15 protein-coding genes are annotated in these 17,464 nt (G+C 44.6%); 11 read left to right on the forward strand and 4 right to left on the reverse strand.

Annotated features, from left to right (window positions below):
- Window positions 1–310: 310 nt before the first annotated feature.
- Window positions 311–2,674 (reverse strand): hypothetical protein, encoded by a 2,364-nt coding sequence (locus BUB86_RS03970; RefSeq protein WP_139261389.1) that lies wholly within the window; start codon window positions 2,672–2,674, stop codon window positions 311–313.
- 167 nt (window positions 2,675–2,841) lie between these two features.
- Between BUB86_RS03970 and BUB86_RS03975 the strand changes: the two genes are divergently transcribed.
- Window positions 2,842–4,128: an LruC domain-containing protein gene (locus BUB86_RS03975; RefSeq protein WP_073205800.1), complete on the forward strand. Its 1,287-nt coding sequence runs from the start codon at window positions 2,842–2,844 to the stop codon at window positions 4,126–4,128.
- A gap of 88 nt (window positions 4,129–4,216) precedes the next feature.
- Here BUB86_RS03975 and BUB86_RS03980 read toward each other — a convergent pair whose 3' ends face one another.
- The 3 genes from BUB86_RS03980 to BUB86_RS03990 all read right to left on the reverse strand — a co-directional run bounded on the left by BUB86_RS03980 (window position 4,217) and on the right by BUB86_RS03990 (window position 7,892).
- Window positions 4,217–6,631 (reverse strand): DUF4842 domain-containing protein, encoded by a 2,415-nt coding sequence (locus BUB86_RS03980; RefSeq protein WP_139261391.1) that lies wholly within the window; start codon window positions 6,629–6,631, stop codon window positions 4,217–4,219.
- Between the two features lie 127 nt (window positions 6,632–6,758).
- Entirely contained in the window at window positions 6,759–7,046 is a 288-nt protein-coding gene (locus BUB86_RS03985) for a DUF4491 family protein (protein WP_073205806.1), read from the reverse strand.
- 9 nt (window positions 7,047–7,055) lie between these two features.
- Window positions 7,056–7,892 (reverse strand): alpha/beta hydrolase, encoded by an 837-nt coding sequence (locus tag BUB86_RS03990; RefSeq protein ID WP_073205809.1) that lies wholly within the window; start codon window positions 7,890–7,892, stop codon window positions 7,056–7,058.
- Between the two features lie 92 nt (window positions 7,893–7,984).
- Between BUB86_RS03990 and BUB86_RS03995 the strand changes: the two genes are divergently transcribed.
- The 10 genes from BUB86_RS03995 to BUB86_RS04040 all read left to right on the forward strand — a co-directional run bounded on the left by BUB86_RS03995 (window position 7,985) and on the right by BUB86_RS04040 (window position 17,441).
- Entirely contained in the window at window positions 7,985–9,436 is a 1,452-nt protein-coding gene (locus BUB86_RS03995) for a sialate O-acetylesterase (protein ID WP_073205811.1), read from the forward strand.
- A 13-nt stretch (window positions 9,437–9,449) separates the two neighbouring features.
- A complete protein-coding gene (locus BUB86_RS04000; RefSeq protein ID WP_073205814.1) occupies window positions 9,450–9,983 on the forward strand; it encodes an NUDIX domain-containing protein in 534 nt (177 codons plus the stop codon).
- Between the two features lie 87 nt (window positions 9,984–10,070).
- Window positions 10,071–12,449 (forward strand): type I DNA topoisomerase, encoded by a 2,379-nt coding sequence (gene topA / locus BUB86_RS04005; RefSeq protein WP_073205817.1) that lies wholly within the window; start codon window positions 10,071–10,073, stop codon window positions 12,447–12,449.
- Window positions 12,450–12,452: 3 nt separating this feature from the next.
- Window positions 12,453–12,980 carry a shikimate kinase gene (locus BUB86_RS04010; protein ID WP_073205820.1) on the forward strand — a complete coding sequence of 176 codons (528 nt, stop codon included), beginning with the start codon at window positions 12,453–12,455 and terminating at the stop codon, window positions 12,978–12,980.
- Window positions 12,977–14,869, forward strand: a complete 1,893-nt coding sequence (gene speA / locus BUB86_RS04015) for a biosynthetic arginine decarboxylase (RefSeq protein WP_073205824.1) — start codon at window positions 12,977–12,979, stop codon at window positions 14,867–14,869. The genes BUB86_RS04010 and speA overlap by 4 nt, the downstream gene beginning before the upstream one ends.
- A 22-nt stretch (window positions 14,870–14,891) precedes the next feature.
- Window positions 14,892–15,317 (forward strand): ATP-binding protein, encoded by a 426-nt coding sequence (locus BUB86_RS04020; RefSeq protein ID WP_073205827.1) that lies wholly within the window; start codon window positions 14,892–14,894, stop codon window positions 15,315–15,317.
- A 4-nt stretch (window positions 15,318–15,321) separates the two neighbouring features.
- Window positions 15,322–15,624, forward strand: coding sequence for an STAS domain-containing protein (locus BUB86_RS04025; RefSeq protein ID WP_073205831.1), 303 nt, complete (start codon window positions 15,322–15,324; stop codon window positions 15,622–15,624).
- Window positions 15,625–16,398 carry an acetylglutamate kinase gene (gene argB, locus BUB86_RS04030; protein ID WP_073205834.1) on the forward strand — a complete coding sequence of 258 codons (774 nt, stop codon included), beginning with the start codon at window positions 15,625–15,627 and terminating at the stop codon, window positions 16,396–16,398.
- 58 nt (window positions 16,399–16,456) lie between these two features.
- Window positions 16,457–16,975, forward strand: a complete 519-nt coding sequence (locus BUB86_RS04035) for an RNA polymerase sigma factor (protein ID WP_073205836.1) — start codon at window positions 16,457–16,459, stop codon at window positions 16,973–16,975.
- Window positions 16,965–17,441 (forward strand): hypothetical protein, encoded by a 477-nt coding sequence (locus tag BUB86_RS04040; protein ID WP_073205838.1) that lies wholly within the window; start codon window positions 16,965–16,967, stop codon window positions 17,439–17,441. Before BUB86_RS04035 ends, BUB86_RS04040 begins: the two co-directional genes overlap by 11 nt.
- Window positions 17,442–17,464: the final 23 nt, after the last annotated feature.

Here is a 17,464-nt window from a genome sequence, read left to right on the forward strand (position 1 = left end):
AAAGTTACATCATTTTTCTGATATAAACAAGCAATTAAGGCAATAATAAAAAAAGTAAGCGTTTACTCACGTAGACGCTCACTCCCTTAATTTAGCTCGTTTAAGTATTTGATGCAAAGTATTTGGTAAAAAACCAAATCACTCATTTTCACGTTGCAAAAATACGAAAAATAGTTTGCCATTAACGAATATTACTGTTAATAATCCTTAATTGCGCGATTTTTATCCCAAACAAGAAGGACATCTGCTCCCGCAGATGCCCTCCCCAACAATTTATTAAAGTCTTATTTTGAATTTGAAGTTTAAATTTTTAAGGAATAAGAGTTATCTTATTTAAGATAAACTTCTCGCCTTGTATTTGCAGACTAGAACTTGGAGTCCAACCTAAATTCTTCTCCATAGCGAGAACTTGTGCATCATCGCTGGTCAGTACATAATCGAAGTAACCTTTACTTATATCAGTATTATAACCATTCTTATCACAATCATTCATTGTCCAACCTTGTTCGTAGCCGGTAAATATCTTAAAGTTCCAGTCATTTACAGAACCATTATAGCTTGTTGCACTACTTTGCATATAGAAACGAATAATACTGCCAGCTTTTAGTCCCTTATTCATGAATGCGCCATAAGCAAGGGAAATCTTGTTGCTCCATCCGAAATCCAACGGACCGGTCCATAGGGTTTCTTCTGCAGCAGGAGTTGGCTGATTACTATTATCATAGGTAACACTGAGAAGCTTAAAATTGTTGCCATATACACGCATTCCTTGACTCTTGAATCTTTCAGCAGTAGTGGCATTAAGTTTCAACTCAATATAGCTATTTAGTGCGGTGTTTTCATAATTACACTTATCATTTCCTGTTACCCAACGAGTATCGCCCAAATCAACATCTGTCCAAGTATTGGCTAAATAGATTGCTTTTACATTGAATGAACTATTTGCCACGCCATAGAAGCGCACAATGGTTCCATCGCCAACTTCTGCGAAATTACTAGCAGCTATTTCAACAGAATTACTATAATTTACAAAATTAGTTTCACCAGTCCAGATAGATGTCTCACTCGCTGACGGTGTAACGGTATAGGTTGTATTCTCTGTACTATTTGCACTATCCTTTATATAGAAATACTGACCATACTGATCTATTTTCAAGCTATCAGGTACTCCATCGAGTGGATAAAGGTTTGCCTCAACACCATCATTCCATGGATCAATTCTGTTCACTACATAATCTGAAAAGCCTGTATAAGCCTCCTTGATATCAGTACGTTCGTAAGCCCAGCGTGTACCTGGTGGAACACAAAGCTTATGAGGTGCTTCACCCTCCTCGGCAGTAAGATCATAGGTAGAAGAAGAATATCTCACAAAGATTGTAATATTGTTAATCGTTGCATCATTAAGCGAATTGAAGTTATATATGAAAGTCTTAGCAGAAAGACCCTCCATATGCGACATACTGATTTCCTGATCAGGATTGCAAGTATTAATCAATACATTGTTAGCTACGCCATAAGCAAAGAGTGAGTGAACAGGAGTGTTATCCTGATCGAACCACATAGCAAGTTCACCTCCCGCTGCCAGCGGAGTAATTTTGGCATAGTACTTATGAGTATTATCACCAGGATAATCGCTCTCGGTACCATCTGCATTCTTGATTACCTTATATTCGTCTACAATTCGAGCATCAAAGACTAAGTCATTGTAGTCGTAATCCTTCCTATTTGATGAGCTTCCAAGGTCCTCACAGAACACCCACTTGTGTACCAGCACATGCTGCTTAGTATAAACCTCGGTTCCATCAGTGTCTGTACTAATACCTCCACCAGTACTACTGCCTGAGCCAGAAGATGTAGCAGGACTGATTCTCACAATCCAGTCGTTATAAATCCAATCACGACCCACGTACATATTCTTATTATTCGCCTGTTCTGCAGAAGGAGAGGCACAGAAGTCGAAACCAACATAATAGTAACCAGCAAGCGATGCATCGATATCTGCACCAGCAATAATATAATACTCAAAGTGATCTTTACTATCACGGGTATTATGATATCCAAACTGATTTGTATTAGATGCATTAGTTCCCATATCAAGCATCAACGTGGTACCAATGTACTGCTGTTTCGTTTCATCATCAGTATAAACGGTTGTATTGGTGCCATTATTGAAGTTGTTTACATGCTCATAATAATAACTGCTTCCACTTGTATTATAAGCAATGATTTTATTCATACTTGCATGGATATCGCCCGTACTCTGACCAAAACCATCATAATATGAATTATTACTCTGATGAACCTGATGTACCCAATAATTATTCCAATTGATAGTGATAGTATTGGTCTGGTTCTCGCGTTTTTTGCTGAACTCTGCTAATACCTTAGCAGCCTCATCAGCGGTAACATTTACAGGACGATTCCAATTTTGATACCATAGATTACCATTCACATTCACAGAACGTGTTTTGGCATGTACAGCAGAAAGTGCTGCATCACCAAATCCCCAATCCTGGGTAGAACTAATCTGACCATAGAACTTTTCGAAATTCTGTGCGAATTGGGCTTTCTTTTCTTCTTCAAGGGAATTGTAATTCCCCAGATCCTCACCGCAACTACTCATAAAAACGTTGCAGATAAGAACCAATGCCCCTGCTATCAAATACTTCTTCATATAGACTTTAATAAAATTGTTACGTAACTATATAGATTTTCGGGTGCAAAGTTACCACTTTTTTCGAATTCTTGTATGAATTTTATGGTTAAAATCTGTAAATATTTAGAAAATATGCATCACTTATCAGATTATTTTGTAATTTTGGCCACAAAAACAGAAAAGAAATGCATAAAAGTCTGATTACTACCATCATAGCAGGCATCGCCATCACCTTAGGAATGATGGCATGCAACAAGAATGTTTACGATGAAAAGATACATGAAGAGTTAATACATTATTATTCTAAGGTAGATAGTGTAGACCAGCAACACATGTGGCAACTCTCACAAGATAAAACCCTGCGCTTTCAGGTTCCTTCGGGCTCAAGTTATAAACAGTTACGTGTTTATACAGCCAACCCTCTAACCGATTCAAATGCAGAATTGATGAGTCAGATTTATGTTTCCTCAGGAAAGTCGGGTTCACTAACTGTCAATGTACCTTATCAGTTGTCAACTATTTATGCAGCGCTGGTTGATGCAAGCGGCCTTCTCTATGTATCATCCCTGCCTACGTCTTCATCACCACTTTCAATAGATTTCACTGATGTTACAAAAGGCGTGGCAATCACATCACATAAACCTCAGACCTATACTTACCTTTTTGAAGAAAATTATCCAGAAGCTGGCGACTACGATTATAATGATATAGTTCTACGTGTATCTCAGCAGCGTACAGCCGAAAACGAAATAACCGTCAATGTTACTATTTCGGCGATTGGAGCCGATAAGCAGATTGCAGGCTGTATCCGACTAGTAGGTTATCTTTACGAGAACATCGACTCGGTATATACAACAAATGGAGATTCGTTTAATGAAGGCTTCAATCCCCAGAAACAGTATTACTTCCATAAAGACACCACCCTTCTTATTGAAGGCCAGAACCATGAGGCAGTGTTGAATATGTTTTGTGATGCGCATTGGGCAATGGCATTTAATATGAGTCTCGACTACGGGCTCTTCCAGCGTAAGAAATACAATGTTTTGACTTCTGTTGGCGATAACTACCAGATACGTACTCCACGTACTATCAGCTACGTAATAAGATTTAAGGACGGTTTCAGTTCAGTACTAGATAACTTTACTCTCGACACGCTTGATCCATTTATCCTTACCGAGTACAATGGCGGTGTTTGGGAGACTCACACCGAGCAGTTCAAATCAGCCAAAGTGCTCCACGAGTATTTCGTACCATCCTTTAAGGATCTACCCTGGGCACTAATGGTTCCCGAAGCAGATTTCCTGTATCCGCTTGAGGGTCATGAAATAGGATATCGGAAAAAGACAGAAGATGGCAAGGTCGCTATGTATGGCGCATACGCCACAGTAGGTCACTCATTCGGAGAGTGGGCTGAGGATCATAACAATTATCTTGACTGGTATCTCTATCCCAACAAACAGCTTACGTATTAACCCAATATAGCTAAACAGAAAACGGAGGGGCATTCACATCACGCGAACACCCCTCCTAAATTTAACTATAATAGAGTATTAAAAAATCTTATTCACCATAAACAAGTCCTGATGTAGGATTCTCATACCAGCCACTCAATTCTGGTCTGAGTGTAAGATCAGCTTCCTTACCCCAACTTGTAAACTCAGGATAAGCATAGTTAACAGTATAGCGCTCCTTTGGCCATTTCCATCTGCCAGGAATAGCAAGACCTAATGGTCCCCAAAGGCCATCTGTATTACCAGCTTTCTGAATGGTGATATATCCATCAACAGCTCCTGTCTCCTCATCTGGATTCGAACCGATTCTGAATGGACGAATCTTGAAGTCGGCACTTTGGAAATCGAAATTCGAGGGCTTATCAATAGTCACGGATACAGGAGTAGCATCAACGCCCTTACCATTGCCCGTATTAATCATGACGCCAGAAGACTGACCTAAGGCTGCGTGTACCTCAGATCCATTTGCCCATGCAATGCGAGTGTCACCTAGATAAACATAGTTATCGTATTCACAACCAGCAGCAACCAAGGTTACAATAAGCTTAGAAGCATCGGCATCACTCTCTCTAACCTGGATAACCACATCGTTCAAATCAAAGTCGCAACGCGTCTTGTTATCCTCGAAAGCGTATGTCCAGCTCTGATTCTCCTCCACAATACTTGGTTCGCCGGGAATAGTCCATGTAGCAGCACACTGACCACTCTTAGTCTCGACTTTAACGTTAGCAAAATCATCACCAGTTACAAACTTGGTAACATTATGAGTATTCCATGTTTTATCGCCATCTTGGTTGGCTGCCAACTGTTCGGCAGTTGTCTCACTCCAATAACTTACATTGCTATAAGTGCTATACATATCAATACTATTAAAACCTTTATAGAACTTAATGCTATTGTAGGCAAGAGTCAGATTAGCTCCTTGAACATTGAATGCATATCCGGTATAGACAGGAACCTGCGTCTCACCACCAAGACGAACAAAACACTTAGCATTATCGTCTGATGCAACAAATCCCTGCATCAGGTTCTTACCAATAAAGTCAGCACCCTGACGCCCCCACTTAGAACCATTCTTCACATTAAAGCCAGAGTTATTAGCCATGTTTACACGGAAGTTATTAAATACGGCAGTATTCAATTCTGCATAACTGTTCTGCATCATATTAAACGATCCATCGGTAAAATTGCATTGCTCTGTAACAATAAGCTGGCAATAATTATAGAAAGTTCCGTTGTGAGCACTAAACACCATCGTTCTGGTTGTATAATGACCATTGTTAATCCATGTTATACCTGCTTGCGTTACCTTGGTTTCGCCAGCAATGTTCACTGTTCCATCGCTATAGAAATTACAAGTAGAGTTCATTGTCATTGATGGTGCAGTAAGTTCACAACCATCACCCATATTCATAAAGTAAGATGTATTGCTAGAACCAGCACTATAGCTTAATGGCCCCGTAACTGCAAATGCACCTTCATTATAAACAGCAGCATTATTGCCTATATCATAGCCCCCCGCATTTTGGGCATTTACCGTACCTCTGTTATAAAGCCTAATACCGCCATTGTGTGCGATGTGGTCACGTTTATCATTCAATGTGGCACCTGCTGCTACAGAAATAAGACCTCCGCATTCTCCATAATTACTATCAAGGGTTACATTTCCTCTCAATATATAAATATTAGCAAACTCCATTCCATCACGTTTAATGGTGACATCGCCATCTACATCAACGTATATATTATTAGCTTTTGACTTATTATAATCATTACTCCATGTTCCGCCGATTGTCACTTCGCCAGATCTGGTTACTTTATAATTTCGGCCAGTACTATTGTCCTTGTATACAAAATACAAATTTCCGGTCAAATCGGCAACCTCTAATGCTGTAGAAGGAATTGATGTGGGAAAAGCATCTGCTATTTCAGAAGAAGTAGGTGCAGTAAATGCACTATAAGTATCACCATTAACCGTAATAGAACGTGTTCTTGATGCACTTACTTCCACCTCATCGTATACTATTTCTTTATCCTCGTTAAACTCCTTTAATTCTCCATCTTCAATATTTGCCGAGCGATATACTGTTTCCCCCTCGTTATTGGTCAAACCGAAAAAATAAACATGTTTATACGATGGGGCACGGAATGTTGCCGTAAAATTCTGTCCATTATTCACAACATCTGTTGCCAACACATAGCCAACACCATCCATTAAAGGATCGTTAGAGTACACTTTCACCGTATAAACCTCACCATCCTTAATATCAACAGGAATATTTGCAGTAATCATTGCAGACATCACCCAATCTTGGTTCTCTGGGATATAGAAACCAAGTGTTTGTTGAGCATTGTTGAGGGAGGCTTCTTGTTCCTGCTGCTCGTAATTAAAATCCTGTGTACAGGCTGTCATTGCACAACCCATAGCAAGGGCTGCAACTCCATTCAAAAGGCATTTTCTCATACTCTATAAATAGTTAAATTTCAGCTAAACGAATTAATTCTGCTGCAAAATTACATATTTTATCAGAATAAACCAAATACTTTTGCAAATATTATACGTTTTTGTGTATAGTTTTAACAAATAAATATCAATACTTCCTCTTAGGATTCTTGGGAAACCAACCTTTCTCCACTCTCTTTTTCTGTGCAAAGAGTTCTCCTATCCCCCAAAGGGCAGAAGCTCCAAACACTCCTACTATTGAAGAAAGGATAGCATCCTCAATAAAAAGTGCGCCAAACACACAAGCCAAACCTATGATGAGATATAGTATCCAAGGACGAGTGCCCCAATAATATTCAGTTTTTATAACAATAGGATGCCAAATACCTATGGCAAGAAAAGTGCAGACAGCAATTATAATTCCAGTAAAATACATATTCAAATTTTAAAAACTTTTCAACCATGCTTTAAGTTCAAAAACCATTTGATAGTGATATTCAAATGTTTCACGATATCCCCATCCGTGCCCACCTGTAGGATAGATATGAATAGAGGCAGGAACATCGTGTTTATACAACTGCTGATAATAGCTAAAGCCATTGCAGGCAGGCACCGCTTTATCATCGTCACTCAAGGCAAGGAATGCTCGAGGAGTAACACGATTGACCTGAAGGTCATTACTAAATTCAACTTCAAGTTTTTTCAGTTCCTTTTTACTCTCTATCACACCTAAAAAATTATCATGCGACCCTTTATGGGTAAAACCAGGATCCATCGTAATCACTGGATAGAAGAGAATCTGGAAGTTTGGCGCAGCATCGCCTTTGGAATGAGTAGCGATGGTAGAAGCCAGATGACCGCCAGCCGAGAAGCCCATAATACCTACATCATTGGGGTTAATATGCCACTCTGCTGCATGGCGACGAACAATCTTTACTGCCTCTTCGGCATCAGATATGGGCACTAAACGATTACCATGAGGCATACGATACTTAAGCACAATGAGTGCAATACCCTGAGTATTGAAAAACGGGGCCCACTGATGCCCCTCATGATCCATAGCCAGATGACTATATCCACCACCAGGGCAACATACCACAGCTCTACCTGTTGCTTTCTTAGCATCTGGTAGATATACTGTTATTTCTGCCTGATCTTTCTCATCAGCGCTCACCACCTCGGGAGCATTTGGCCATAATTTCATTGTTGTACCTTTTTGTGCAAAAGCTGTGGCTGTGAAGGCCAACAGCAGGGTAGATAATATCGTTTTCAAACTTTTCATTGCTTTAAATATGTTAATCGCGGTGCAAAGGTAATATTTTTATTTTTATTTTTGTATCTTTGTCGCCATAAACTTGAAATTATCAACAAAAAATGAAGAGAAACCTAATTTTAGCTGCAATTGTTGCAATATCACTTGGAACCCAGGCAAAGGTTAAGTTACCACATCTGATTGGCGACAACATGGTGATACAACAACAGACAGAAGCTCGTCTGTGGGGCTGGGCCAAACCTGGTCAAACAGTAAAGATATCCAATTCCTGGAGCAATGAAGTAAAAACAACCAAAGCCAACAAGCAAGGTGAGTGGTTGATAAAAGTAAGAACCCCGAAAGCCAGTTACACCCCACTATCTATCACTTTCGACGATGGTGAGAAAGTAACCATCAACAATATTCTTGCGGGCGAAGTATGGGTATGTGCAGGACAGTCGAATATGGAGATGCCTGTTAAGGGGTTCTGGATGTGTCCTGTAAAAGACTACAATCAAGTAGTCATCGATTCAAAAAAACACGAAGGAGTACGTTCTGTAAAAATTCCCAGCATCATGTCGGCAAAGCCACTTAACGATGCTCAGTGCGAATGGCGTGTTTGCTCTCCGAAAACGGTTGGAGATTTCTCGGCCACAGGATATTTCTTTGCTCGCACCATGCACCAAGCACTCGACATCCCCATCGGTCTGATTGAGGCCAACAAAGGCGGTTCGCGTGTAGAAAGCTGGCTCACAAAGGATAATTTAGAGAAATACACCAGCGATCCTACTGATTCTATTGAGATCTGCAAGAAATGGTCAGAGTACGATTATCATCGATCACTGCTATGGGGCAACGGAACGTTTAATCCTATACTTAATTTCACCGTCAAAGGTATTCTTTACTATCAGGGATGCTCAAACGTAGGCGACCCAGGCGATCAGTATTCTAAGCGCCTAAAACTATTGGTTGAACAATGGCGCAGCCAGTTTGGTCTTGGCGAGATTCCTTTCTACTTTGTACAGATAGCCCCCTATCGCTATGACGACGACAACAACGCCATCAGTGGTGCTTTGCTTCGTGAACAGCAGTTTAAGGCCCAAAAGATCATTCCAAACAGCTCGTTGGTATGTATCAACGATTTGGTATACCCATACGAGTTCAGCCAGATTCACCCCACTCAGAAGCAGCAGGTTGGCGAGCGATTGGCATATACAGCACTAAACCGCGACTATGGATTCGAGAACGTGCTCTATCAGAGTTCAACTTATAAAGATATGAATATTAAAGGCGATGCCGTTTATATCCATCTTGACAACAACTATCACACCGATGCACCATTCGAGGACATACAAGGTTTCGAGATTGCAGGCGAAGACAAGGTTTTTTATCCCGCAAAAGCAGTACACTTCTGGCAGCCAGGAGGCGGCTATTGGGACGAGGCTATCAAACTTACCTCGCCCGATGTCAAAAAGCCTGTAGCTGTACGTTACTGCTTCCGCAACTTCCAGATAGGCAATGTTAAGAACGGAGCCAATCTGCCGTTATTCCCATTTAGAACTGATAACTGGTAATTTCTATTGCCCTATGACCGAACATCCATTAGAGATATTCCGATTCTGCCCCAAATGTGGCAGTCAGGACTTTGAGATTCACAATGCACTGAGCCGTCATTGCTCTCAGTGTGGTTTCACATTCTATCAGAACCCGCGTGCGTCAACAGCAGCATTCATTCTGAACTCTAAAGATGAGCTTCTTGTTGCCACACGAGGCAAGGAGCCTGCTATAGGCACACTAGATTTGCCTGGCGGTTTTGTTGATAACGACGAGAACGCCGAAGAAGGCATGGTAAGAGAGATCAAAGAGGAAACGGGACTGATTATCGACCCCAAAACCGTCGAGTATCAATTCTCCATTCCCAATGTATATCGCTACTCGAGCATGGATATCCATACACTCGATTTCTTCTTCTTATGCCGTGTTGACGAAAATGTTGAAGTGAAGGCTGCCGACGATGCTGCAAATCTGCAATGGATTCCATTAAATGAAGTATACGTAGAGCGTTTCGGACTTCGCTCCATACGCGAGGCAGTACACCGTTTCTTGGCTCAAAACTGTTAATAAAACAAAAAACTTCTATATTAATAAGGTGAAAGAGAGTTTTTTGCTTACTTTTGCAGCCCGAAAGAAATATAATGCGACAGAAATATGCAAAAGAACTTAGTGATAGTGGAGTCGCCCGCAAAGGCAAAGACAATTGAGAAATTCTTAGGAAAAGATTTCAAGGTAATGTCAAGTTACGGACACATCCGCGATTTGAAGAAGAAAGAAATCAGCATCGACGACAAGACTCTGGAACCAGAATACGAGATTCCAGAAGAGAAGAAAAAACTAGTAGAAGATCTGAGAGAGAAAGCTGCTAATTCAAAAACTGTATGGCTGGCATCCGATGAAGACCGTGAAGGAGAAGCTATATCATGGCATCTTTGTGAGGTGCTAGGACTAGACAAGGACAAGACCAATCGTATTGTTTTCCACGAGATTACTCCAACAGCCATATTGGATGCTATTGAGCACCCACGCCATATTAATATGGATCTGGTTAATGCCCAGCAGGCCCGCCGCGTGCTCGACCGTCTGGTAGGTTTCAAGCTTTCTCCAGTCCTCTGGCGTAAGGTTAAGCCCGCACTCTCAGCCGGTCGCGTACAAAGTGTTGCAGTAAGACTGATAGTAGAACGCGAGCGCGAGATTCAGAACTTCACTTCCGAGCCATATTATAGTGTTAATGGTGTGTTTGCCATTGCCAATCCCGATGGATCGGCATCAGAGGTTAAGGCACAGCTGAGCACACGTTTCAAGACCGAAGCCGAAGTGCTGGCATTCCTAGAGAAGTGCAAGACGGCTACATTTACCGTCGAGACCATCTCTAAGAAGCCCATGAAGCGTACACCAGCTCCCCCATTCACCACATCAACACTTCAGCAGGAGGCTGCCCGCAAACTTGGATACTCTGTTAGTCAGACCATGATGATTGCCCAGCACCTGTACGAAAGCGGACGTATCACCTATATGCGTACAGACTCTGTAAATCTGTCGCAGCTCTGCTTGAATGCAAGTAAGAAGGAGATTATCGACCTGTATGGCGAGAACTATAGCAAGACCCGTAAGTATCATACAAACTCCAAGGGTGCTCAAGAGGCTCACGAAGCCATCCGCCCTTCGTATATGGACAAGAGTAATATCGAAGGCAGCGCCCAAGAGAAACGCTTGTACGAGCTGATCTGGAAACGCACCATTGCCAGCCAGATGGCTGATGCTGAGATTGAGAAGACCACCATCACCATCAAGAGTGATGATATCGATGAGGTATTCACTGCTCAGGGCGAGGTTGTTAAGTTCGATGGATTCATCAAGGTTTATCGCGAGTCATCCGACGATGATGAGTCATCAGAGGACTACAGCCACTCTCTCCCTACCATGAAGAAGGGCCAGGAGCTGGTGCGCCGCGAGATACTTGCTACCGAGCGTTTCAGTGCCGGCCCACAGCGTTATACTGAGGCTAGTCTGGTACACAAGATGGAGGAGCTTGGCATCGGTCGTCCTTCAACCTATGCACCAACCATTTCTACCATCCAGCAGCGCGAATATGTGATGAAGGGCGATCGCAAGGGCGAAGAGCGCTTCTATTCTATCTACCAGCTCAAGGGCAAGCAGGTTACTCAGAAGACCCGCAAGGAGATGGCTGGTTCAGATAAAGGCAAGCTTATTCCTACCGACATCGGTACTGTGGTTAATGATTTCCTGATGGAAAACTTCAGCGAGATCATGGACTACAACTTTACAGCCAAGGTTGAGCAGGACTTCGATAAGATTGCCGAGGGCGACGAGCAGTGGAAGGACATGATGAAGCAGTTCTACAAGAGTTTTGAGCCTACAGTAGAAGAAACCATGAACAGCCGCCAGAAGTTCAAGGCCGGCGAGCGTGTATTGGGTGACGACCCCAAGACCGGCCGCCCAGTGTTTGTAAAGATCGGCCGATTCGGGCCAGTGGTACAGATTGGTTCATCAGAAGATAAAGAGAAGCCTCTGTTTGCCCAGCTGCCAAAGGAACTGAGCATGGAAACCATCACACTCGAAGAGGCTATGGAGCTATTTAAGCTGCCTCGCGAGCTTGGCGACTTCGAGGGTTCGCCCGTAAGCGTTGGTGCAGGCCGATTCGGTCCTTATGTAAAACATGAGAACCTGTTTGCATCGCTGCCCAAGGATGCCGACCCGATGGCCATCACACTCGATGAAGCTATTGCCCTGATCCAGGATAAGCGCAGAGCCGAGGCTGCCAAGCACCTGAAGTTCTTCCTCGAGGATCCCAAGCTTGAGATCATGAATGGCCTGTATGGTCCATATCTGTCGTACGATGGCAAGAACTACCGCCTGCCCAAGACCATGCACGAGAATGCCAAGGAGCTTACATATGCCGAGTGTATGAAGGTTATCCAAGATATGGAGGCACTGAAGGGTGATGATAAAGGTGGCAAGAAAACCAGAAAGGGCGCCACTAGAAAGACTACCAAAAAGGCAACAGCATAAGGCATGAATCGTATTATCCTGATAGGCTATATGGGGGCCGGTAAGACCACTATCGGCAAAGCGCTCTCAAAAGAGTTAGGGGCCACTTTCTACGACCTCGATTGGTACATTGAAAGCCGCATGCGCAAAACGGTGGCACAGATATTTGCCGAGAAGGGCGAAGAGGGTTTCCGAAAGATGGAGTACAACATGCTGCACGAGGTGGCTGAGTTCGAGAATGTCATCATCAGCTGTGGTGGCGGCACGCCCTGCTTCTTTGATAACATGGACTACCTAAACCAGCAAGGCAAGACGGTGTATCTTAAAGCCACCCCCGAGGTGCTTTACAACCACCTGCTGATGGGAAAGGTAGAACGTCCGCTCATCAAGGGCAAGAGTCCCGAAGAGCTGATAACCTTTATCCGCGAACAGCTTGACAAGCGCGAGCCATACTACACCAAGGCTAAGTACACGCTAGATGTAAGCCTAATGGACAATTACGAGAAAATAAAAATCAGCGTTGATAAGATAAAAGAAATACTTGATATATGAAGAAATGGACGATTGAGGATTCGAAGGAACTCTACAACATCAATGGTTGGGGTACTTCCTATTTTGGCATCAACGAGAAGGGCGATGTCTACGTCACACCTTGCAAGAACAACACGCAGATTGACCTGCGTGAGGTGATGGACGAACTGGCACTGCGTGATGTCACACCACCAGTACTGCTGCGTTTCCCCGACATTCTCGACAATCGTATCGAGAAGACCTGGAGCTGCTTTAAGAAGGCTGCTCAGGAGTACGATTACAAAGGCGAGAACTACGTAGTCTACCCCATCAAGGTAAACCAGATACAGCCCGTTGTCGAGGAGATTATATCGCACGGCAAGAAGTTCAATCTTGGTGTCGAAGCCGGTTCTAAACCCGAGCTGCATGCCGTGATTGCCGTACAGTGCCAAAGCGATTCCATCATCGTCTGCAACGGCTATAAAGACCAGAGCTACATCGAGCTGGCTTTGCTGGCCCAGAAGATGGGTAAACGCATCTTCATCGTGGTCGAGAAGCTGAACGAGCTCGAAATCATTGCCAGGGTAGCCAAGAAGATGGGTATCCGTCCTAATATAGGTATCCGCATAAAACTGGCTTCGAGCGGTTCAGGCAAATGGGAAGAGAGTGGCGGCGATGCCTCAAAGTTCGGACTCACCAGTGCCGAACTGCTGGATGCTCTGGAGATGCTGGATAAGAAGGATATGCGCGACTGTCTGCGCCTGATTCACTTCCACATCGGTTCTCAGATCACCAAGATACGTCGTATACAGACTGCCCTGCGCGAGGCTTCGCAGTTCTACATCCAGCTGCACAAGATGGGCTACAATGTTGACTTTGTAGACTGTGGTGGTGGACTTGGTGTCGACTACGACGGCACTCGCTCACCTTCAAGCGAAAGTTCGGTCAACTACTCTATTCAGGAGTATGTGAACGACTGTATCTATACCTTCGTAGATGCTGCCAACAAAAATAATCTGCCTCATCCCAACATCATTACCGAGAGCGGCCGTTCGCTGGCAGCACACCATTCGGTGCTGGTAATCGATGTACTTGAGACAGCCTCACTGCCCGAGATGCCCGAGGAGTACGAGCCCGATGAGAACGCCCACCAGCTGGTAAAGGATCTGTATGAGATCTGGGATAACCTCTCGCCTCGCAACGTACTCGAAGACTGGCACGATGCCGAGCAGATACGCGAAGAGGTACTCGACCTGTTTGCCCACGGCATCGTAGACCTGAAGACGCGCGCTGAGATCGAGGCCATGTACTGGAGTGTTTGTCATGAGATTAACATCCTTACCAAGGGCCTCAAGCACATCCCCGAGGAGCTGATGAATATCGATAAATTACTGGCCGACAAGTACTTCTGCAACTTCTCATTGTTCCAGAGTCTGCCCGATAGCTGGGCTATCGACCAGCTGTTCCCCATCATGCCCATCCAGCGTCTTGATGAGCGCCCCACCCGAAATGCCACACTTCAGGACATCACCTGCGACAGCGATGGTAAAGTGGCTAATTTTGTTACCAATCGCAACAATTCGCACTCACTACCTGTACATGCACTCAAAAAGAGCGAGCCCTACTATCTGGGCGTGTTCCTGGTAGGTGCTTATCAGGAGATTCTGGGTGATATGCACAACCTGTTTGGCGATACCAATGCCGTTCATATCTCAGAGAAGGATGGCAGCTACCACATCGACCAGATTATCGATGGTGAGACCGTGGCCGAGGTACTCGACTACGTTCAGTACGACCCCAAGAAGCTGGTCCGCCAGCTCGAGGTGTGGGTAGCTAAAAGTGTCAAGCAGGGTAAAATCTCTCTCGAAGAGGGCAAGGAGTTTCTATCAAACTACCGCTCTGGCCTATACGGATATACATATCTAGAATAATAACTTAAAAATAAAACCTAACATGCAGTACCAACGTCATATTACTCTACCTAACGACGTGCAGGCTACAACCGAGCTCGGAATGTTCGTCGATGAAGTCTGCGAGAACGTTGGATTCGACATGAGCACAGCGCTTAAGCTGAACCTCGCTATCGAGGAAGCTGTGGTCAATGTCATGAGCTACGCCTATCCCGCAGGCACAAAGGGCGATGTAGACATCGATGCCGAGGCAACCAATGAACAGCTGAAGTTTGTAATCAGCGATAGCGGCACCCCCTTCGATCCAACCACCAAGGGCGAGGTTGACACCACCCTCTCGGCCGAGGAGCGCGGAATAGGAGGATTGGGTATTCACCTGATCCGACAGATAATGGATACAATTAATTACGAGCGTGTGGACGGCAAGAACGTGCTTACGCTCAGCAAAAATCTCACTAAAAACTTATAGCATTATGAAGACAACATTTAAAGAAGAAGACAATTATTTTGTAATGTACTTCGAGGGCCGTCTTGACACGGCAGCATCAGCTCAGACAGAAGAGGACATGAAGCCACTCTACGACTGCTCTGGCCACGACATCATTCTCGACTGCACCAATCTTGAGTACATCTCTTCAAGTGGTCTGCGCCTGTTCCTTGCACTGCTTAAGACAGCCAAACCAAAGGGCAGCCATATCTACATCCGTGGCATCAACGAGGATCTGCGTCAGGTATTTGCAATGACAGGATTCATCAATCTGTTCGAGTTTAAATAAATGAAACAGAAGCTCACTATTGTAAAAGTAGGAGGAGCCGTAGTCGAAGACGAGACTCAGCTCACCCTGCTTTTAAGGGATTTTAGCGCCATAAGTGGGCACAAGGTATTGATTCATGGTGGTGGTCGCCGTGCTACTCAGGTAGCAGCCAACTTAGGCATAGAGTCGAAGATGGTGGGTGGCCGCCGCATTACCGATGCCGATATGCTCAGCGTGGTAACGATGGTATATGGCGGACTGGTAAACAAGAACCTTGTGGCCCGTCTGCAGGCCAACGGTGTTAATGCGCTCGGACTAACTGGTGCCGACATCAATGTCATCCGCAGCCACATGCGCCCCATTAAGGACGGTATCGACTTTGGTTTTGTAGGCGATGTGGATCAGGCCGACGGCGAGATGCTCTCAAAGCTCATTGAGGCAGGCATCACCCCCGTTATGGCTCCGCTCACTCACGACGGCCAAGGCCATATACTCAACACCAATGCCGACACCATCGCCAGCGAAACAGCCAAGGCTTTGGCCCCCTACTATGATGTAACACTTATCTATAGTTTCGAGAAGAAAGGTGTGCTTAGCAACCCCGATGACGACGACTCTGTCATCCCCTCCATCACCCGCGCCGACTTTGAGCGCTACAAGGCCGATGGCACCATCAGCGGCGGCATGCTACCTAAAATCGAGAATGCTCTAAGTGCCATCGATGCAGGTGTAAATAGAGTGATTATTACCCTTGCCACAGCCATCGACGGCCAAAGTGGCACAATTATTTCATAATTTTTTTGTTTTACTTGTAACATTTGCCCCAGGCTATTCGTCATATAATAAGAAGAGGATGAAAAAGATTAGTTTCCAAAACGACATCTTGCCCCTGAAGAACGAGCTCTATAGGCTTGCACTTCGAGTCACCCTCAACCCTGCAGAGGCAGAGGATGTAGTACAAGACACGATGATCAAGGTGTGGAACCGCCGCGAACAGTGGGACGAGATAGAATCCATCGAAGCTTTCTGCCTCACCATCTGCCGAAACCTATCTCTGGATAGGATGCGCAAGCTGGAAAACCAGAACCAGAGCCTTGAGGAGGGCGAGCATGATTCGCCCGACCACAGCTACTCCTCCAATCCTGAGGAACAGGCTATGCAGCGCGACCGAGTTGAGCTGATACGCCGATTAATAAGCGAGCTGCCCGAGAAACAACGTAGTGCCATGCACCTGCGAGAATTTGAAGGCAAAAGTTACAAAGAAATAGCGTCGATCATGGCTATAAGCGAAGAACAGGTGAAAGTAAACATCTTCCGAGCCCGACAAGCCATCCGACAAAAATATATAAAATCAGAGAAATATGGACTATAAGTACATCGAACAGTTGCTGGAGCGTTATTGGCAGTGTGAAACCACACTCCAGGAAGAGGCTATCTTGCGCACATTCTTCAGCCAGGAGGATGTTCCTGCCCAGCTAGAGCAGTACAAGGCTCTGTTTGCTGCCCAGCAGCATCAGGAGGTTCTTGGCGATGACTTCGATGCCCGTATTCTAGCAATGGTGGGTCAGGAGGAGGAAGAATCCAAGGCCAAGGTTGTAACCCTTACCTCGCGCCTCATGCCTCTGTTCCGTGCTGCTGCCGTAGTAGCCATCGTCCTCACCCTTGGCAATGCCGCTCAGGCACCATGGGATCGTGGATGGGACGACCCGAAGGATGCTTATGCTAAGTTCCAGCAGATGCACGAGGCCGACTCTGTCAACTCTCTCGGAACCATTCAGGCCGAGAACTTTGCCGACACAGTGAAGGTAACGAAAGATGCTCCCACCATTATTGAGTAAGATATTTTTTTCTATGCTTTCTT

It is taken from the genome of Xylanibacter ruminicola (assembly GCF_900142525.1).
In the GTDB taxonomy this organism is placed as follows: Bacteria; Bacteroidota; Bacteroidia; order Bacteroidales; family Bacteroidaceae; genus Prevotella; species Prevotella ruminicola_A.

Coding starts and splice junctions, on each gene's coding strand:
- BUB86_RS04020 (WP_073205827.1), top strand. CDS start 14,892: ATGCAGTACCAACGTCATATTACTCTACCTAACGACGTGCAGGCTACA.
- speA (WP_073205824.1), top strand. CDS start 12,977: ATGAAGAAATGGACGATTGAGGATTCGAAGGAACTCTACAACATCAAT.
- BUB86_RS04035 (WP_073205836.1), top strand. CDS start 16,457: ATGAAAAAGATTAGTTTCCAAAACGACATCTTGCCCCTGAAGAACGAG.
- BUB86_RS04025 (WP_073205831.1), top strand. CDS start 15,322: ATGAAGACAACATTTAAAGAAGAAGACAATTATTTTGTAATGTACTTC.
- BUB86_RS03990 (WP_073205809.1), bottom strand. CDS start 7,892: ATGAAAAGTTTGAAAACGATATTATCTACCCTGCTGTTGGCCTTCACA.
- BUB86_RS03995 (WP_073205811.1), top strand. CDS start 7,985: ATGAAGAGAAACCTAATTTTAGCTGCAATTGTTGCAATATCACTTGGA.
- BUB86_RS04040 (WP_073205838.1), top strand. CDS start 16,965: ATGGACTATAAGTACATCGAACAGTTGCTGGAGCGTTATTGGCAGTGT.
- argB (WP_073205834.1), top strand. CDS start 15,625: ATGAAACAGAAGCTCACTATTGTAAAAGTAGGAGGAGCCGTAGTCGAA.
- BUB86_RS03980 (WP_139261391.1), bottom strand. CDS start 6,631: ATGAGAAAATGCCTTTTGAATGGAGTTGCAGCCCTTGCTATGGGTTGT.
- BUB86_RS03975 (WP_073205800.1), top strand. CDS start 2,842: ATGCATAAAAGTCTGATTACTACCATCATAGCAGGCATCGCCATCACC.
- BUB86_RS04010 (WP_073205820.1), top strand. CDS start 12,453: ATGAATCGTATTATCCTGATAGGCTATATGGGGGCCGGTAAGACCACT.
- BUB86_RS04000 (WP_073205814.1), top strand. CDS start 9,450: ATGACCGAACATCCATTAGAGATATTCCGATTCTGCCCCAAATGTGGC.
- BUB86_RS03970 (WP_139261389.1), bottom strand. CDS start 2,674: ATGAAGAAGTATTTGATAGCAGGGGCATTGGTTCTTATCTGCAACGTT.
- BUB86_RS03985 (WP_073205806.1), bottom strand. CDS start 7,046: ATGTATTTTACTGGAATTATAATTGCTGTCTGCACTTTTCTTGCCATA.
- topA (WP_073205817.1), top strand. CDS start 10,071: ATGCAAAAGAACTTAGTGATAGTGGAGTCGCCCGCAAAGGCAAAGACA.